Source organism: Thauera sp. DNT-1 (genome assembly GCF_055393985.1).
In genome coordinates this window covers 74,866-91,858 of record NZ_AP043752.1, presented here as the reverse complement: position 1 = coordinate 91,858, position 16,993 = coordinate 74,866, and the positions used below count along the sequence as shown (strand labels likewise).

Below are 16,993 nucleotides of genomic sequence, written 5' to 3'. Positions count from 1 at the left end.
CGAAGCGCGCTAGCGTCCCCGCAGACGCGCCTGGATATGCGGCAACGCAAGGTAATAAGCGGTGATGGTCTTCGCGTCGGTGATGCGTCCGATCCGGATGGCCTGCTCCACCTCGTCCGCACGCAGGCTCAGCACTTCGAGAAACTCGCCGTCATCGAGCGCTCCCCCCACCTGCGAGAGCTCGTGGGCGAAGAAGACTTCGATGCGCTCGTCCGAGTAGCCGATACACGGGTGCATCACCCCGACATATTCCCAATTCGCAGCGGCGAAGCCGGTTTCCTCGCGCAGTTCGCGCTGCGCGCAGGCCAGGATGTCCTCGCCGGCGTCGATTTTCCCGGCAGGCAACTCGAGGAAGGCGCGTTGCAGCGGATAGCGGAACTGCCGCTCGAACACCAGCGCCCCGCTCTCCTCCAGCGCGACCACGACCACAGCGCCGGGATGGCGGATGTACTCGCGCACGCTGCGGCTGCCGTCCGGCAATTCGACGCGGTCTCGCCACACCTTGAGCAGTGCACCGTCGAAAACCGACTCGCTATCGAGGGTGTACTCATGTAGCGCGTCCCGCTCGAGCCCGCTCACGCACCTACCTCGGATGTCCGGCGCGCCGAACGCCACAGGTAGGCCCAAGTGAAGCCCGGAAAGGCAAACACCACAAAGAGACAGAAGGTGGTCGCGTAGAACGCCCAGCCCTGCCCATACACCCGACCGTGGGACTGCGCCTCGATCGATGCTGCGAGCCCACCCACCACGAAATACAGCACGAGCAGTTCGGCAAACCGCCAGCCGAGCCCCTTGCGAACCCCGGCTGGCGGCTTGCGGATGAGGAAGATGCGGTCGAAGACGAAGGGCAGGTTGGCCATCGTGAAGGCGATGGCCAACAGCAGGAAGACGCTGGCGTCCGCACCCACCGCTGGATCAGAGCGAACGCAGCAGCGCGAATGCGCACAAGGACATCAGCGCCTGCGGGGCGAGGCCGAGGGCCGCGATCGCAAGACCGTTGGCCGAGAGCATCACACGCACTTCGGGCGCAGCATGAATCGGCGAGGAGTCGACCGGCTCGTCGAAATACATCACCTTGACCACGCGCAGGTAGTAGAAGGCACCGATCACCGACATCACCACCGCCAGCACCGCCAGCCAGAAGTACCCGGCCGCGACCACCGCCTGCAGCACCGACAACTTGGCGAAGAAGCCGATGAAGAAGGGCACACCCGCCATCGAGAACATCACGAAGAGCATCATCAGCGCGTACCACGAACTGCGCTTGTTGAGCCCCTTGAAATCGTCGATGTTCTCGGCCTCGAAACCTGCACGCGACAGCAGAATCAGCATGCCGAACGAAGCCAGGCTCATGATCACGTAAGAGATCGCGTAGAACATCGCCGAACTGTAGGCGTTGAGCGCAAAGTGACGGTCGCCCTCGACCACGCCCGCGAGCAGGCCGAGCAGCATGAAGCCCATGTGCGAGATACCCGAGTAGGCGAGCATGCGTTTGATGTTCTGCTGCGCGATCGCGGCCAGATTGCCGAGCACGATCGAGGCTGCGGCCACCAGCATCAGCATCATCTGCCATTCCTCGGCGATGTCGAACAGCGCCCAGATCAGCAGGCGCACCGCCATCGCGAACGCGGCGAGCTTGGGCGCCGTGGCGATCACCAGCGTCACTGCGGTGGGCGCGCCCTGATAGACGTCGGGCACCCACATGTGGAAGGGCACAACGCCGAGTTTGAAGCAGATACCCGCGACCAGGAACACGACGCCGAACATCAGCACGGTCTGGTTGGCGGTCTGGTTGTAGAGCGCCTGCGCCACACCCGAGAACTCGAGCGTACCGGTCGCGCCATACACCATCGACATGCCGTACAGCAGCAGGCCCGAAGCCAGCGCGCCGAGTACGAAGTACTTCATCGCCGCCTCGGTCGAGCGCGCCGAGTCGCGATCGAACGCCACCATCGTATACAGCGCTAGCGACATCATCTCGAGGCCGATGTACATCGGCAGCATGTGGTTGGCCGTGACCATCACCATCATGCCGAGCGTCATCAGCAGCGCGAGCAGGTAGTACTCGGGCTTGTCGATCTTCCGGTCGGCGAGGTAGCCACGCCCGTACAGCAGCGCGATCGCGGTGGAGAAATAGATCATCAGCTTCAGCACGTCACCCAGCAGATCGCTGATGAACAGATTGCTGAAGGTATGGACCACCTCCCCCTCCATCGTGAAGATCGTGATGAAGGCCGCGGCGATCAGGGTCGCCTGAGTAAGCAGATAAGCCAAGTTGCGAGCGACGCTGCGCGCGAAGGTACTCGCCAGCATGATCACCAAGGCCATCACGGCCACGAAGATCTCGGCCGCTGCGGGGTAGAAGTCGGGGACGACGAAATTCATCTTCTGACCAGTCCGTAAAGTGTCTCGTGCGCTCGCGCCGGGCAGCGCTCAGAGCTTGCTCACGGCAACATGCCGCAGGAGTTCATTGACCGAGGCGTGCATCACTTCGGTGAAGGGGAAGGGATACAGGCCCATCGCCAGCACGCACGCCGCCAGCACCGCAAGGAAGGCGAACTCGCGGCCGTTGATGTCCTCGAGCTCGGCGACATGGGGGTTGGCCACCTTGCCGAACACCACCCGCTTGTACATCCAGAGCGAATACGCAGCGCCGAGGATCAGCGTGGTGGCGGCGACGAAGCCGATCCAGAAGTTGTACTGCACGGCCCCAAGCACCACCATGAACTCGCCAACGAAACCGGAGGTGGCCGGCAGGCCAGAGTTGGCCATCGTGAAGAGCATGAAGAAGGCTGCAAACTTCGGCATGGTGTGCACCACGCCACCGTAGTCGGCGATCTGGCGCGAGTGAAGGCGGTCGTAGAGCACGCCGATGCACAGGAACATCGCGCCCGAAACGAAGCCGTGAGAGATCATCTGCACCAGAGCGCCCTCGACGCCGAGGCTGTTGAACATGAAGAAGCCCAGGGTCACGAAGCCCATGTGGGAGATCGACGAGTAGGCGACGAGCTTCTTCATGTCGGCCTGTACCAGCGCGACGAAGCCGATATACACAACCGCGATCAGCGACAGGGTGATCACCAGCGGCGCGAGCTCGTTCGCCGCGTCGGGCACGATCGGCAGGGAGAAGCGCAGGAAGCCATAAGCGCCGAGCTTCAGGGCGATCGCGGCAAGTACAACCGATCCGCCGGTGGGTGCCTCGACGTGGGCATCGGGCAGCCAAGTATGCACCGGCCACATCGGCACCTTGACGCCAAAAGCGATCAGGAAGGCGAGGAAGATGAGGATCTGCGGCTCGATCGGCAGGGGCAACTGGTGCCAGTCGAGGATGCTGAAGCTACCGCCCGACTGCATGAACAGGTAGAGCAGCGCGATCAGCATCAGCAGGGAACCGAACAGCGTGTAGAGGAAGAACTTGATCGCGGCGTACACCCGGTTGGCGCCACCCCAGATGCCGATGATCAGGTAGAGCGGGATCAGCGAGGCTTCGAAGAACACGTAGAACAGCACCGCGTCGAGCGCCGAGAAGATGCCGTTCATCAGGCCCGACATGATCAGGAACGCGGCCATGTACTGCGCGACCTTGGTCTCGATCACCTGCCAGCCCGCCGCCACCACGATGATGGTGATGAAGGCGTTGAGCAGCACGAACAGCACCGAGATGCCATCGACGCCGAGGTGGTAGTTGATGTTGAAGCGCGGCACCCAGGACTGCAGTTCCACGAACTGCATCGCGCTGGTTCCGACGTCGAAGCCCGTGTAGAGCGGAATCGTCACGACGAAGCCAGCCACGGCGACCGCCAAGGCGAGCATGCGCGCCAGCGGAGCGTTGCGATCCGAGCCGGTCGCGAGCACCAGCAGGCCACCGATAATCGGTACCCAGATCGCCAGACTGAGGAGAGGAATGTCCGTCATCGTTGCTTTCCGTTCAGTGCGCCGCGAGCGGCGCGTTCGATCTTGTTATGTGTTTCCGTCCCTGCGTGCCCGTCTCAGCCCCGGTTGAACCAGTAGGTGAGCAGCACGAACACGCCGATGATCATCATGAAGGCGTACTGGTACAGGTGACCCGTCTGGAAGAGGCGCGACATCTGCGCCACCCAGCCCACCAGGCGCGCGGAGCCGTTCACCGCGACACCATCGATCAGGGCCTGATCGCCCGCCTTCCACAGGCCGCGTCCGAGCAGACGCGCACCTGCCGCGAAGAAGATCTCGTTGAAGCGATCGAAGTAGTACTTGTTCTCCAACAGCGTGTGGATCGGCTTGAAGGTGCGCTGGATCGCCGCCGGGATATCCGGACGCTTCATGTAGAAGAACCAGGCAAGCGCGACTCCGCCCATCGCCAGCCAGAACGGCGCCGTCTGGAGACCGTGGATCGCCATGCCGACCGGGCCATGGTAGTTGGCTGCGAGCTCCCGCAGGCCGACGTGGTTGTCGCCGACGAGGATCACACCCTTGAACCACTCGCCGAACAGCATCGGGTCGATGGTGAAGAAGCCGATCAGGACCGAGGGCACCGCCAGCAGCACCAGCGGCAGGGTCACCACCCAGGGCGACTCGTGCGGCTTCTGCCCCGGCGCCAGGCCGTGGTGATGATCCGCCGAGGGTTCCTCGTCGTCGTGGTCGCCGTGATGATCGTGATGTGCGTGATCATGCGCCTTGCCGAAGCGCTCGTCGCCGTGGAACACGAGGAAGTACATCCGGAAGGAGTAGAACGCGGTGATGAACACCCCGAGGAGCACGCAGAACATCGCATAGCCCGAGCCCGCGATCGTCGAGGAATGCACCGCTTCGATAATCGAGTCCTTGGAGTAGAAGCCCGAGAAGAACGGAAAACCGATCAGCGCAAGCGAACCCAGGAGCGAGGTGATCCAGGTGATCGGCATGTACTTGCGCAAGCCGCCCATGTTGCGCATGTCCTGATCGTGGTGCATGCCGATGATCACCGAGCCGGCGCCGAGGAACAGCAACGCCTTGAAGAAGGCGTGCGTCATCAGGTGGAAGACCGCGGCCGAGTAGGCCGAGACGCCGAGCGCGACCGTCATGTAGCCGAGCTGCGACAGCGTCGAGTAGGCCACGACGCGTTTGATGTCGTTCTGCACGATGCCGAGGAAGCCCATGAAGAGCGCGGTGGTCGCACCGATCACGAGGACGAAGGACAGCGCGGTGTCGGACAGCTCGAACAGCGGCGACATGCGCGCCACCATGAAAATGCCCGCGGTCACCATGGTCGCCGCGTGGATCAGCGCGGAGATCGGGGTCGGGCCTTCCATCGAGTCGGGCAGCCACACGTGCAGAGGCACCTGGGCGGACTTGCCCATCGCACCGATGAACAGGCAGATGCAGATCGCGGTGAGCAGCGGCCAGCCGGTCACCGCCATCTCGGTCACGGAGAGTTCCTTCGCCTTGGCGAAAACCTCAGCGTAGTCGAGGCTGCCGGCATAGGCGGCGACGAGGCCGATGCCGAGCAGGAAGCCGAAGTCGCCCACACGGTTGACCAGGAAGGCCTTCATGTTGGCGTAGATTGCCGTCGGACGCTCGTACCAGAAGCCGATCAGCAGGTAGGACACCAGGCCAACCGCCTCCCAGCCGAAGAAGAGCTGGAGGAAGTTGTTGGACATCACCAGCATCAGCATCGAGAAGGTGAACAACGAGATGTAGCTGAAGAAGCGCTGGTAGCCCGGATCTTCCGACATGTAGCCGATGGTGTAGATGTGCACCATCAGCGACACGAAGGTAACGACCAGCATCATCATCACCGTCAGCGAGTCGATCAGGAAACCGACCTCGAAGTCGATGCCACCCGCCTGCATCCAGGTATATACGGTGCCGTTGAAGGTGTTTCCGGCCGCCACATCCTGGTAGATGAAGAGCGAGGCCACGAAGGCGATCGCCACACCAAGGATCGTGACCACATGCGCCCCGGCACGCCCGATCTGCTTTCCGAACAGGCCTGCGAGGATCGCTCCCGCCAGCGGCGCCAGCGGCACGAGGAGATAGATTGCTTTCATGTCCGACATCGTGACGCTTCCTTAACCCTTGAGGCTGTCCAGATCATCCACGTGGATCGTGCGCATGTTGCGGAACATCACGATCAGGATCGCGAGGCCGATCGCCGATTCGGCCGCCGCCACGGTGAGGATGAAGAAAACGAAGACCTGGCCGGCGATGTCGCCGAGGTAATGCGAGAACGCAACGAAGTTCATGTTGACCGAGAGCAGCATCAGCTCGATGGCCATCAGCAGCACGATCAGGTTCTTCCGGTTGAGGAAGATCCCGACCACGCTGATCGCGAACAGGATCGCGCCCAGGATGAGGAAATGGGAAAGCGAAAGCATCAGTGACCCCCTGATCGCGCCGGCTGCCGCCGGCGCGGTTCTTGTTTTGTTCGCGTACGTTGTCAGTCGTCTTTCTCGGCCTGCATCTTCACCAGCTCGACCCGGCCCTCTCGCCTGACGGCGACCTGCTCGGACGGCGGGATGGACTTCAGCCCCTTGCGCTTGCGCAAGGTCAGCGCCACTGCGGAGACCATCGCCACCAACAGCACGAGCGAGGCGAGTTCGAAGGCATACACATAATCGGTGTAGAGAACGCGGCCGAGTTCGCGGGTGTTGCTGTAGTCCGCGGCAACCGGCGCAGGCGCAGGCATCGCCTCGAGACCGAAGTAGCCGCCGCCGAGCACCATCACCATCTCGACCAGCATCAGGATGCCCACCAGGGCTCCCACCGGGAGATAGCTCCAGAAGCCTTCACGCAGACGGTCGAGGTTGATGTCGAGCATCATGACCACGAACAGGAAGAGCACCATCACCGCGCCGACATACACCATCACGAGCGTGACCGCGAGGAACTCGGCCTGCAGCAACAGCCAGAGACCGCCAGCGTTGAAGAAGGTGAGCACGAGGAAGAGCGCGGCGTGTACCGGGTTGCGCGCGGTGATCACCCTCAGCGCCGCGAGCACCATGATCGCGGCGAGAAAGTAGAAGACGAAGGTCTTGAATTCCATGTTCTTGACTCGTGGCGCCGAGGCGCCCTCCCCTTAGCGGTACTTGGCGTCCTGTTGGCGGTCTGCCGCAATCTGCGACTCGTGTCGATCCCCCACCGCGAGCAGCATCTGCTTCGTGTAGTACAGATCGCCGCGCTGCTCTCCGTGGTACTCCAGCACGCGAGTCTCGACGATCGCGTCCACCGGACAGGCTTCCTCGCAGAAGCCGCAGAAGATGCATTTGGTCAGGTCGATGTCGTAGCGCGTCGTGCGGCGCGATCCGTCGTCACGCTGATCGGACTCGATCGTGATCGCCATTGCCGGGCAGATCGCCTCGCACAGCTTGCACGCGATGCAGCGCTCCTCGCCGTTCGGGTAGCGGCGCAGCGCGTGCAGGCCACGGAAACGGTTGCTCTGCGGCGTCTTCTCTTCCGGGAAGAGGATGGTGATCTTGCGCTGAAAGAAATGCCGTCCGGTCAGGGCCATGCCCTTGACAAGTTCCTTCAGGAACAGACTGCCGATGTAATCCTTGGCACCCATGGTCTTCTCAACTCCAGATCGACAGCGGCGACATCATCCACACGGTCACCACGAACAGCCACACGAGGGTGACCGGGATGAACACCTTCCAGCCCAGACGCATGATGTGGTCGTAGCGGAAGCGCGGGAAGGTGGCTCGCGCCCACAGGAACAGCAGCAGGATGAACGCGGTCTTGACCGCCAGCCAGTGGAAACCGTCAGGCAGGAAGCCCACGGGCGACAGCCAGCCACCGAGGAACAGGATCGAGGTCAGGATCGACACCAGAATCATGTTCGCGTATTCGGCGAGGAAGAACAGCGCGAAGGTCATGCCCGAGTACTCGACCATATGCCCCGCGACCACCTCGGCCTCGCCTTCGACCACGTCGAAGGGCGCGCGGTTGGTCTCGGCGATGCCCGAGATCACGTACACCACGAACATGGGAAAAAGCGGAATCCAGTTCCACGACAGGACGCCCAGGCCCATGTCAGCGAAGCGGCCTTCGTTCTGCGACATGACAATGTCGGTGAGGTTGAGGCTGGCCGAGATGAGCAGCACGCAGATCAGCGCGAAACCCATCGACACCTCGTAGGACACCATCTGCGCCGCGGCACGCATCGAGCCGAGGAAGGGATACTTCGAGTTCGACGCCCAACCTGCGACGATCACCCCGTACACCTCCATCGAAGTAATGGCGAGCAGGAAGAGCAGACCGGCATTGACGTCCGCGAGCACCAGGCCGTCGTCGAAGGGCACCACTGCCCAGGCTGCCAGCGAGGGCGCGATCGCCAGGATGGGACCGAGGATGAAGAGGCCCTTGCTGGCCCCGCTCGGAACGATGATCTCCTTGAACAGCAACTTCATGCCGTCGGCGATCGGCTGCAGAAGGCCCTTCGGACCGACCCGGTTAGGGCCGATGCGGACCTGCATGTAGCCGATGACCTTGCGCTCGGCGAGCGTCAGGTAGGCGACGCAAATCATCAGCGGCGCGATGATCGCGACGATCTTGAGCAGCGTCCAGATGGCCGTCCAGGAGGGGCCGAAGAAATCCGCCACGGGTTGCAGCATCGCTTCCATCACGCACGCTCCACGCTGAGATCACCGCTCATCGCGCCGAGCGCCGCGGTCGAGGGATGCGCGGCGGCGACGCGCACGCATCCTGCAGCCAATCCATCATCCGCCTGGGCCACGAGTTCCACGCTCGCCGTACCCTGTGCCACGCGCACACGGTCCCCGGCCGCGAGGCCGAGCGCCGCGAGCGTTGCCGGCGCGATGCGCGCCGTGGGTGCCGCTGCGTCGCGCGTCTTCTGCAGCGACGGGGCGCGGCGCGCGATCGGATCGGCGAAGTGGATCGGCACGTCGGCTACACGCTCGAGCACGCCTGCCGGACCGGTAGCCGAAGAGACCACGATACCTTCCACGCCATTGTCCAACCGGCTGGCGAGATCACCCGCGAGCGCCTCGGCACGCACGGCCTCGGAGTCGGCGTGGGTGAAACCCTCGAGCGCGAGCAGGTTACCGAGCACGCGCAGCACCTTCCAGCCCGGACGGACATCGGCGAAGGGCTTGGCCACCGCGGTGAAGCTCTGCGCGCGGCCCTCGCAGTTCACGAAGGTGCCCGAGGTCTCGGTGAAGGGGGCGATCGGCAACATCACGTCGGCCACCTGCCGCAGCGACGGCGAGTCGAAGCTCGTGAGCGCCACCACGAGCTGGGCACCGTCGAGCGCAGCCATCGCCGCCGCCGGATTGGCAAGGTCGAGATCGGGCTCAAGGTTCAGGGTCACGTAGGCCGCACGTGGCTGCTCGATCATCGCGGCGGCGTTCAGGCCACCCGCGCCGGGAACCGCGCCGGCAAGATAGCCGCCGACGCTGTTGGCAGCCTCGCCGATGAAGCCGAAGCTACCGTCGGTGAGGCGCGCGATCTCCTGCGCGAGCATCTGCAGCTCGGAAGCGCGGGCGTGCTGGACGGCGAGATTGCCGAGCCAAACCGCAACCTTGCGGCCGCTGGCGAGACTCTGCGCGATGGCGAGCGCTTCATCGCTCACTATCTCGGGCAGTTTGCCGAGCAGCGCGACGCTGACCTCGGCGCCCTTCTCCTTCGCCAGCGCGACCACGACCTGGCCGAGCGTGGCCACCATCGCCGAAGGCGCGACCAGCGCGCGGTTGCGCACCGGGAGCAACCACTCTTCGGCGTTCGGGCCGATGGCGCTGACGTGCAGGCCTTTCTTTGCGGCCTGGCGCACGCGCTGCGCCAGCAGCGGCGCATCCTTGCGCAGGAAGCTGCCGACCACGAGCAGGCGGGTCAGATCCTTGACGCCGGCGATCGGCATCCCCAGCCACGGAGCGCCGGCGCGCTTACCGTCGGCACGGAAGTCGACCTGGCGCAGGCGGAAATCGATGTTCTCGCTACCGAGCCCGCGCATCAGCTTCTGCAGCAGGTAGAGCTCTTCGACCGTGGCGTGCGGCGAGGCCAGCGCGCCGATCGAGGCGGCACCATGATCGCGCTCGACGCCGCGCAGGCCGGTGGCGACGAACTCGAGGGCGGCCTGCCAATCGACCTGCTTCCACTGCCCGCCCTGGCGGATCATCGGCGCGCCGAGGCGCTGCTCGCTGGACAGGGCCTCGTAGGAGAAGCGGTCCTTGTCGGACAGCCAGCACTCGTTGACGTCTTCGTTCTCGAACGGCAGCACGCGCTTCACCACGTCGTGCTTGGTCTGGACGATCAGGTTGGCGCCGAGGGAGTCGTGCGGGCTCACCGACTTGCGGCGCGAGAGCTCCCAGGTACGAGCGGCGAAGCGGAAAGGCTTCGAGGTCAGCGCACCGACCGGGCAGAGGTCGATGATGTTGCCGGAGAGCTCGGAATCGACCGTCTTCTCGATGAAGGGCATGATCTCCGCATGCTCGCCGCGGAAGGCCTGGCCGAGCTCCATCTCGCCGGCGATCTCGGTGGTGAAGCGAACACAGCGCGTGCAGTTGATGCAGCGCGTCATGTCGGTCGACACCAGCGCGCCAAGGTTCTTGTTGAACACCACGCGCTTCTCTTCCTGGTAGCGCGAGGCGGTCGAACCGTAGCCCACTGCGAGGTCCTGCAGCTGGCACTCGCCGCCTTGGTCACAGATCGGACAGTCGAGCGGGTGGTTGATCAGCAGGAACTCCATCACCCCCTTCTGCGCCTTCACGGCGAGCTCGGAGTGCGTCCATACCTTCATGCCATTGGTAACGGGCGTCGCGCAGGCGGGCAGCGGCTTGGGCGCCTTCTCGACCTGCACCAGGCACATCCGACAGCTCGCCGCGATGGACAGCTTCTTGTGGTAACAGAAGTGCGGAATGTAGGACCCGGCAACCGCTGCAGCCTCGATCACCGTGCTGCCGTCGTTGACCTGGACCTGCTTGCCGTCGATTTCGATCTCTAGCATGACGGGCTCACGTAGATTTGACTGCCAGCGCGCTGCACTTCGGGCGGCACGAGGCACTTCTTGTTTTCGATGTGGTATTCGAACTCGCTGCCGAAGTGCTTCACGAAGCTCTGCACCGGCATCGAGGCGGCGTCACCGAGCGCGCAGATCGTGCGGCCCATGATGTTGGTCGTCACCGAGTTCAGCAGGTCGAGGTCGTCCGGGCGGCCAAGACCGTGCTCGATGCGATGCACCACACGGTACAGCCAGCCGGTGCCCTCGCGGCAGGGCGTGCACTGGCCGCAGGACTCCTCGAAGTAGAAGTAGGACAGTCGCTCGAGGGCCTTGACCATGCAGGTGGTCTCGTCCATCACGATGACCGCGCCGGAACCGAGCATCGATCCCGCCTTGGAGATCGAGTCGTAGTCCATCGTGCAGTCCATCATCACGCCGCCGGGAACGACCGGAGCGGACGAACCACCAGGGATGACCGCCTTGATCTTGCGCCCGCCGCGCATGCCGCCAGCCATCTCGAGCAGCTCGGCGAAGGGCGTGCCGAGCGGGATCTCGTAGTTGCCCGGGCGATTGACGTGGCCCGAGACCGAGAAGAGCTTCATGCCGCCGTTGTTGGGCTTGCCGAGGTTCAGGAAGGCCTCGCCGCCCATGTTCATGATGAACGGGACGGACGCGAAGGTCTCGGTGTTGTTGATCGTGGTCGGCTTGCCATAGAGGCCGTAGCTCGCCGGGAAAGGCGGCTTGAAGCGCGGCTGGCCCTTCTTGCCCTCGATCGACTCGAGCAGCGCGGTCTCCTCGCCACAGATGTAGGCGCCGTAGCCGTGATGCGCGAAGAGTTCGAAGGAGAAGTCGCTGCCGAGGATGTTGCGGCCGATGAAACCGGCCTCGCGGGCCTCCGCAAGCGCCTCCTCGAAGCGCGAGTAGGTCTCGAAGATCTCGCCGTGGATGTAGTTGTAACCCCGCGCGGCACCCATCGCGTAGGCGGCGATGGCCATGCCCTCGATGACGCTGTGCGGGTTGTAGCGCAGGATGTCGCGGTCCTTGAAGGTCCCCGGCTCGCCCTCGTCGGAGTTGCACGCGAGGTACTTGTCGCCCGGGAAGGAGCGCGGCATGAAACTCCACTTCAGTCCGGTCGGGAAGCCTGCTCCGCCACGACCGCGCAGCACCGAGGTCTTGAGCTCGGCGATGATCGCGTCCTGCGGTATCTTCTCGGCGAGGATCTTGCGAAGCGCCGAATAACCGCCGCGGGCGACGTAGTCCTGGAGCCGCCAGGTGCGGTCGCCGTCGCAGCCGGCGAGGATCATTCCTTGCGTGCTCATTTCTTGTCCAGCTCGGCCAGCATCTGGTCGATCTTCTCGGTGGTCATCCAGCTGCACATGTGATGGTTATTCACCAGCAGCACCGGGGCGTCGCCACAGGCGCCCATGCACTCGCCTTCCTTCAGCGTGAACTTGCCGTCGGGCGTGGTCTCGTTGAAGTCGATGCCGAGCTTTTCCTTGATGTAGTCCGCCGCATGGACGCCGCCGGACAGCGCGCACGGCAGGTTCGTGCACACGGTGATCTTGTGCCGTCCGACCGGCGCGAGGTCGTACATGTTGTAGAAGCTCGCGACCTCGAAGGCGGCGATCGGCGGCATGCCGAGGTACCTGGCCACGAACTCGATGAGTTCCTTGGGCAGCCAGCCCTTCTCGACCTGCGCGATCCGCAGCGCGGCCATGACCGCAGACTGCGTCTGATCGGGCGGATACTTGGCGATCTCTCGATCGATCTGTTGCAGCGATTCCTGGCTCAGCATGTCGTCTTGATCTTCCGGATAGCCTGCCGATTCTTGTTTGATACCGCGGCGCCCGCAGGCGCCCATCCGCTGTTGCGCGCGGGCGCGCTCAGCGATCGATCTCGCCGAACACCACGTCCATCGTGCCGATGATCGCGACCACGTCGGCAATCATGTGGCCACGGGCGATGTCGTCCATGGCCGCGAGGTGCGCGAAGCCCGGCGCGCGCAGCTTGAGCCGGTAGGGTTTGTTCGCCCCGTCCGACACCGCATACACGCCGAACTCGCCCTTCGGATGCTCGACCGCCGCGTACACCTCGCCCTTTGGCACGTGCATGCCTTCGGTAAAGAGCTTGAAGTGGTGGATCAGCTCTTCCATGTTGGTCTTCATCGCCTCGCGAGAAGGTGGCGCGACCTTGTGGTTGTCGGTGATGACCGGACCGGGGTTCTTGCGCAGCCAGTCGATGCACTGCTTGATGATGCGGTTCGACTGGCGCATCTCTTCCATGCGGCACAGGTAACGGTCGTAGCAGTCGCCGTTCTTGCCGATCGGCACATCGAAATCGACGCGATCATAGACCTCGTAGGGCTGCTTCTTGCGCAGATCCCAGGCGATGCCCGAGCCGCGCAGCATCGGACCGGTGAAACCCCAGGCCAGCGCCTGCTCAGGCGATACCACGCCGATGCCGACGGTACGCTGCTTCCAGATGCGGTTGTCGGTCAGCAGTGTCTCGTATTCGTCGCAGTAGGTCGGGAAGCGGTTGGTGAAGTCCTCGAGGAAGTCGAGCATCGAGCCTTCGCGGTTGGCGTTGAGCTCGCGAACCGTCTTCTCGTTCTTGAACTTGTTGACCTCGTATTTGGGCATGCGGTCCGGCAGATCGCGATAGACGCCGCCCGGACGGTAGTACGCCGCATGCATGCGCGCACCCGAGACTGCCTCATAGACGTCCATCAGGTCTTCGCGCTCGCGGAACGTATACAGCACCATGGTCATCGCGCCGATGTCGAGGGCATGGGTACCGATGTTGAGCAGGTGGTTCAGGACGCGGGTAATCTCGTCGAACATCACCCGAATGTACTGGGCCCGCAGCGGAACCTCGACCCCGAGCAGCTTCTCGATCGCCATGCAGTAGGCGTGCTCGTTGCACATCATGGACACGTAGTCGAGACGGTCCATGTACGGCACGGACTGCACCCAGGTGCGCGTCTCGGCGAGCTTCTCGGTGCCGCGGTGCAGGAGGCCGATGTGCGGGTCGGCGCGCTCGACGACTTCGCCGTCGAGTTCGAGCACGAGGCGGAGCACGCCGTGCGCCGAGGGGTGCTGCGGACCGAAGTTGATCGTGTAGTTGCGGATCTCAGCCATGGCCGACGTCCCCGTATTTCTCTTCGCGCACGATGCGCGGCGTGTTCTCGCGCGGCTCGATGCTCACCGGCTGATAGACGACCCTGCCCTGCTCCGGGTCGTAGCGCATTTCGACGTACCCCGAAACCGGGAAGTCCTTGCGGAACGGATGACCGACGAAACCGTAGTCGGTCAGGATGCGGCGCAGATCCGGGTGGCCCGAATACAGGATCCCGTACAGATCGAAGGACTCGCGCTCGTACCAGTTAGCGCTCGGCCACACATCGACCACCGAATCGATCACCGGGAAGGCGTCGTCGTCGGCGAACACGCGAACACGCAGGCGCCAGTTGTGCTTGACCGAGGTCAGAAGGGCGACGGAAGCGAAGCGCTTGCCCTCCCAGATCGCGTTACCGTAGGCGGAGTAGTCGAGACCCGAAAGGTCAATCAACTGCTCGAAGCGCAAATCGGCATGGTCGCGAAGCTGGCGTGCGACGCGGGGATATTCGGCAGCGGAGACCTCGATCGTCACTTCACCGCGATCGAGTACGAGCGACTGGATCCGGTTACCGAAAACGTCGCGCAAGGTCTGGCTGAGGCGTTCTAGCTTGGCACTCATGTCTGGGACACCCGTCAGCGCGCAATCGTGTTCGTGCGCTTGATCTTGTTCTGGAGCTGGAGAATGCCGTAGATCAGCGCCTCGGCGGTGGGCGGACAGCCCGGCACATAGACGTCGACCGGCACGATGCGGTCACAACCGCGCACGACCGAGTACGAATAGTGGTAATAGCCACCGCCGTTGGCACAGGAGCCCATGGAGATGACCCAGCGCGGCTCCGACATCTGGTCATAGACCTTGCGCAGTGCCGGCGCCATCTTGTTGCACAAGGTTCCGGCGACGATCATCAGGTCGGACTGGCGCGGACTCGGCCGGAACACAACACCGAAGCGATCCAAGTCGTAGCGGGAACAGCCCGCGTGGATCATCTCGACCGCGCAACAGGCCAGACCGAAGGTCATCGGCCACAACGAGCCGGTGCGCGTCCAGTTGATGACCGCATCGAGCGAGGTGGTGACGAACCCCTCGCGGAAGACGCCCTCAATGCTCATGCATTACTCCCAGTCGAGTGCGCCGTTTTTCCACTCGACGATATAGCCAATGACCAGAATCGCCAGAAAAACCATCACTGAGCCGAATACGAACCAAGCGATTTCGCCGGCGGCGATGAACTCCTGGAAGACCGTCGCCCACGGAAAGAGGAAGGCGATTTCGAGGTCAAACAGGATGAAGAGAATGGCGATCAGGTAGTAGCGGACATCGAACTTCATGCGGGCGTCTTCAAACGCCTCGAAGCCGCACTCGTAGGGAGAATTCTTTTCGGAATCGGGACGATAGGGGGCGAGGAGTCGCCCGAGGATGACCGGCGCAAGGCCGAAGCCGAGGCCGACGAGCATGAACATCAGGACGGGAAAATAATTTTCCAGCATGTCCGGAAACCCCCATTTGAAGTCCGCGGCGTCATTGGCGCGCCGCAATTATTGTTATTGCTCAGCTCTGCGTAGAAACGCCCGCTTCTGCGGGCGTTCCCGGAATGTGGTGCCGACGATGAGACTCGAACTCATACGGCTTTCGCCACTACCCCCTCAAGATAGCGTGTCTACCAATTTCACCACGTCGGCGCTTCGTTCTGACAGCGCGATAATTATAAGTGTTTTCCCGCACTGCGCAAAGGGCTCGCAACCAATTATTTCGGGATCGACTGGGCCGGCGAGGACTCGACGGGCGCGGCCGGAGCCGGGTTCGTTGCGGGCGCAGTCTGCGCCCCTTCCATCACGCTGCCCGGTGCCGCCGGCTTGTTGCTGGCAAGGAAGCTGAGCCCGAGGCTGGTCAGGAAGAAAACCGTGGCGAGTACCGCAGTGGTGCGACTGAGGAAGTTCGCCGAACCCGATGCACCGAAGAGACTGCCCGATGCGCCGCTGCCGAAGGCTGCACCCATGTCTGCACCCTTGCCGTGCTGCACGAGCACGAGCCCGATCACGCCGAGGCCCACCAGCACATGCACGGTAAGCACGAGAGAGAAAAGATATTCACCCATCTTGAATCCTGAAAGATACGAATCGTTGAAACTCAGACCCCACCCGCCGCGGCGCGGCAGATGGCCAAGAAATCCGCAGCGACGAGCGAGGCGCCGCCGATCAGCCCACCGTCAACATCCTCCACGGCGAAGAGCGCCGCGGCATTGTCCGCCTTGACGCTGCCGCCGTAGAGGATGCGGACGCCACCCGCCGCCACGCCGTGTACCTTCAGCCACGCGCGGATCGCAGCATGCACCTCGGCCACCTGCGCCACGCTCGCGGAGCGCCCGGTGCCGATCGCCCACACGGGTTCGTAGGCTAGCACCACCGCACCCATCGCCGCGGCGCCGAGCACCTCGCGCACCGCCTCGAGCTGGCGGCCGATCACCTCGACCGCACGCGCCTCGTCGCGCTCGGCGAGCGTCTCGCCCACGCACACGATCGGCACCAAGCCAGCCTGCAGCGCGGCGAGCGCCTTGCGCCCGACCGTGGCATCTTCCTCGCCGAAGAGGGCACGGCGCTCGGAGTGACCGACGATGGCGTAGCGGCAGCCGAACTCCGCGAGCATGGCCGCACTCACCTCGCCGGTATAGGCGCCGGCCGCGTACTCCGACACGTCCTGCGCACCGAGGGCGACGCCCTCGGGCCGTTGTTGCGCCTGGGCGAGATAGGGATACGGCACACACACGGCGATTTCCACGCCCGGGATCGACACGAGGCCGTCGAGCAGCTCGCGATTGGCGGCGAGGCTGCCGTTCATCTTCCAGTTACCGGCAACGAGTCTGGTCATGGGAGAGGGAATATCCGTGCAGATAAACCGCAGGATTATACGGCTTGCGGACGATCACCCGCAATGCGACCAAGCCTCGCGCAGCGCGGGGCGCGCACT

General features: G+C 63.7%; 18 protein-coding genes and 1 tRNA gene. All 19 read right to left on the bottom strand.

Features of this window, described 5'->3' with window-relative positions:
* Positions 1–9: 9 nt before the first annotated feature.
* The 19 genes from ACZ5PP_RS00425 to tpiA all read right to left on the bottom strand — a co-directional run bounded on the left by ACZ5PP_RS00425 (position 10) and on the right by tpiA (position 16,894).
* Positions 10–579 carry an NUDIX domain-containing protein gene (locus ACZ5PP_RS00425; RefSeq protein WP_004304469.1) on the bottom strand — a complete coding sequence of 190 codons (570 nt, stop codon included), beginning with the start codon at positions 577–579 and terminating at the stop codon, positions 10–12.
* Positions 576–908 (bottom strand): DUF2818 family protein, encoded by a 333-nt coding sequence (locus ACZ5PP_RS00420; protein ID WP_012585175.1) that lies wholly within the window; start codon positions 906–908, stop codon positions 576–578. The genes ACZ5PP_RS00425 and ACZ5PP_RS00420 overlap by 4 nt, the downstream gene beginning before the upstream one ends.
* 7 nt (positions 909–915) lie before the next feature.
* Complete coding sequence (gene nuoN / locus ACZ5PP_RS00415) at positions 916–2,385, bottom strand: NADH-quinone oxidoreductase subunit NuoN (protein ID WP_004304473.1); 1,470 nt, start codon at positions 2,383–2,385, stop codon at positions 916–918.
* A gap of 48 nt (positions 2,386–2,433) precedes the next feature.
* On the bottom strand, positions 2,434–3,915 hold the full coding sequence (locus tag ACZ5PP_RS00410; RefSeq protein WP_273422096.1) for an NADH-quinone oxidoreductase subunit M: 1,482 nt from the start codon (positions 3,913–3,915) through the stop codon (positions 2,434–2,436).
* A gap of 74 nt (positions 3,916–3,989) precedes the next feature.
* Positions 3,990–6,017 (bottom strand): NADH-quinone oxidoreductase subunit L, encoded by a 2,028-nt coding sequence (nuoL, locus tag ACZ5PP_RS00405; protein ID WP_004304477.1) that lies wholly within the window; start codon positions 6,015–6,017, stop codon positions 3,990–3,992.
* A gap of 12 nt (positions 6,018–6,029) precedes the next feature.
* Positions 6,030–6,335, bottom strand: a complete 306-nt coding sequence (gene nuoK, locus ACZ5PP_RS00400) for an NADH-quinone oxidoreductase subunit NuoK (protein ID WP_004304479.1) — start codon at positions 6,333–6,335, stop codon at positions 6,030–6,032.
* Positions 6,336–6,397: 62 nt separating this feature from the next.
* A complete protein-coding gene (locus tag ACZ5PP_RS00395; RefSeq protein WP_004304481.1) occupies positions 6,398–7,003 on the bottom strand; it encodes an NADH-quinone oxidoreductase subunit J in 606 nt (201 codons plus the stop codon).
* A gap of 33 nt (positions 7,004–7,036) precedes the next feature.
* Positions 7,037–7,522 (bottom strand): NADH-quinone oxidoreductase subunit NuoI, encoded by a 486-nt coding sequence (nuoI, locus tag ACZ5PP_RS00390; RefSeq protein ID WP_004304483.1) that lies wholly within the window; start codon positions 7,520–7,522, stop codon positions 7,037–7,039.
* A 7-nt stretch (positions 7,523–7,529) separates the two neighbouring features.
* Positions 7,530–8,579, bottom strand: coding sequence for an NADH-quinone oxidoreductase subunit NuoH (gene nuoH / locus ACZ5PP_RS00385; protein WP_012585170.1), 1,050 nt, complete (start codon positions 8,577–8,579; stop codon positions 7,530–7,532).
* A complete protein-coding gene (gene nuoG, locus ACZ5PP_RS00380; protein ID WP_464826572.1) occupies positions 8,579–10,918 on the bottom strand; it encodes an NADH-quinone oxidoreductase subunit NuoG in 2,340 nt (779 codons plus the stop codon). The genes nuoH and nuoG overlap by 1 nt, the downstream gene beginning before the upstream one ends.
* Complete coding sequence (gene nuoF, locus ACZ5PP_RS00375; protein ID WP_004304489.1) at positions 10,912–12,216, bottom strand: NADH-quinone oxidoreductase subunit NuoF; 1,305 nt, start codon at positions 12,214–12,216, stop codon at positions 10,912–10,914. The genes nuoG and nuoF overlap by 7 nt, the downstream gene beginning before the upstream one ends.
* Positions 12,217–12,227: 11 nt before the next feature.
* Complete coding sequence (nuoE, locus tag ACZ5PP_RS00370) at positions 12,228–12,707, bottom strand: NADH-quinone oxidoreductase subunit NuoE (RefSeq protein ID WP_004363482.1); 480 nt, start codon at positions 12,705–12,707, stop codon at positions 12,228–12,230.
* Positions 12,708–12,795: 88 nt separating this feature from the next.
* Positions 12,796–14,049, bottom strand: a complete 1,254-nt coding sequence (locus tag ACZ5PP_RS00365) for an NADH-quinone oxidoreductase subunit D (RefSeq protein WP_004304493.1) — start codon at positions 14,047–14,049, stop codon at positions 12,796–12,798.
* Positions 14,042–14,647, bottom strand: a complete 606-nt coding sequence (locus ACZ5PP_RS00360; protein WP_043745293.1) for an NADH-quinone oxidoreductase subunit C — start codon at positions 14,645–14,647, stop codon at positions 14,042–14,044. The genes ACZ5PP_RS00365 and ACZ5PP_RS00360 overlap by 8 nt, the downstream gene beginning before the upstream one ends.
* Positions 14,648–14,661: 14 nt before the next feature.
* Positions 14,662–15,138 carry a NuoB/complex I 20 kDa subunit family protein gene (locus ACZ5PP_RS00355; RefSeq protein ID WP_002926530.1) on the bottom strand — a complete coding sequence of 159 codons (477 nt, stop codon included), beginning with the start codon at positions 15,136–15,138 and terminating at the stop codon, positions 14,662–14,664.
* Between the two features lie 3 nt (positions 15,139–15,141).
* Complete coding sequence (gene ndhC / locus ACZ5PP_RS00350) at positions 15,142–15,516, bottom strand: NADH-quinone oxidoreductase subunit A (protein WP_004304497.1); 375 nt, start codon at positions 15,514–15,516, stop codon at positions 15,142–15,144.
* Between the two features lie 107 nt (positions 15,517–15,623).
* Positions 15,624–15,708: transfer RNA gene (locus tag ACZ5PP_RS00345), tRNA-Leu, on the bottom strand.
* Positions 15,709–15,773: 65 nt separating this feature from the next.
* Entirely contained in the window at positions 15,774–16,124 is a 351-nt protein-coding gene (gene secG, locus ACZ5PP_RS00340) for a preprotein translocase subunit SecG (protein ID WP_004304499.1), read from the bottom strand.
* Between the two features lie 32 nt (positions 16,125–16,156).
* A complete protein-coding gene (tpiA, locus tag ACZ5PP_RS00335; RefSeq protein WP_043745288.1) occupies positions 16,157–16,894 on the bottom strand; it encodes a triose-phosphate isomerase in 738 nt (245 codons plus the stop codon).
* Positions 16,895–16,993 lie beyond the last annotated feature (99 nt).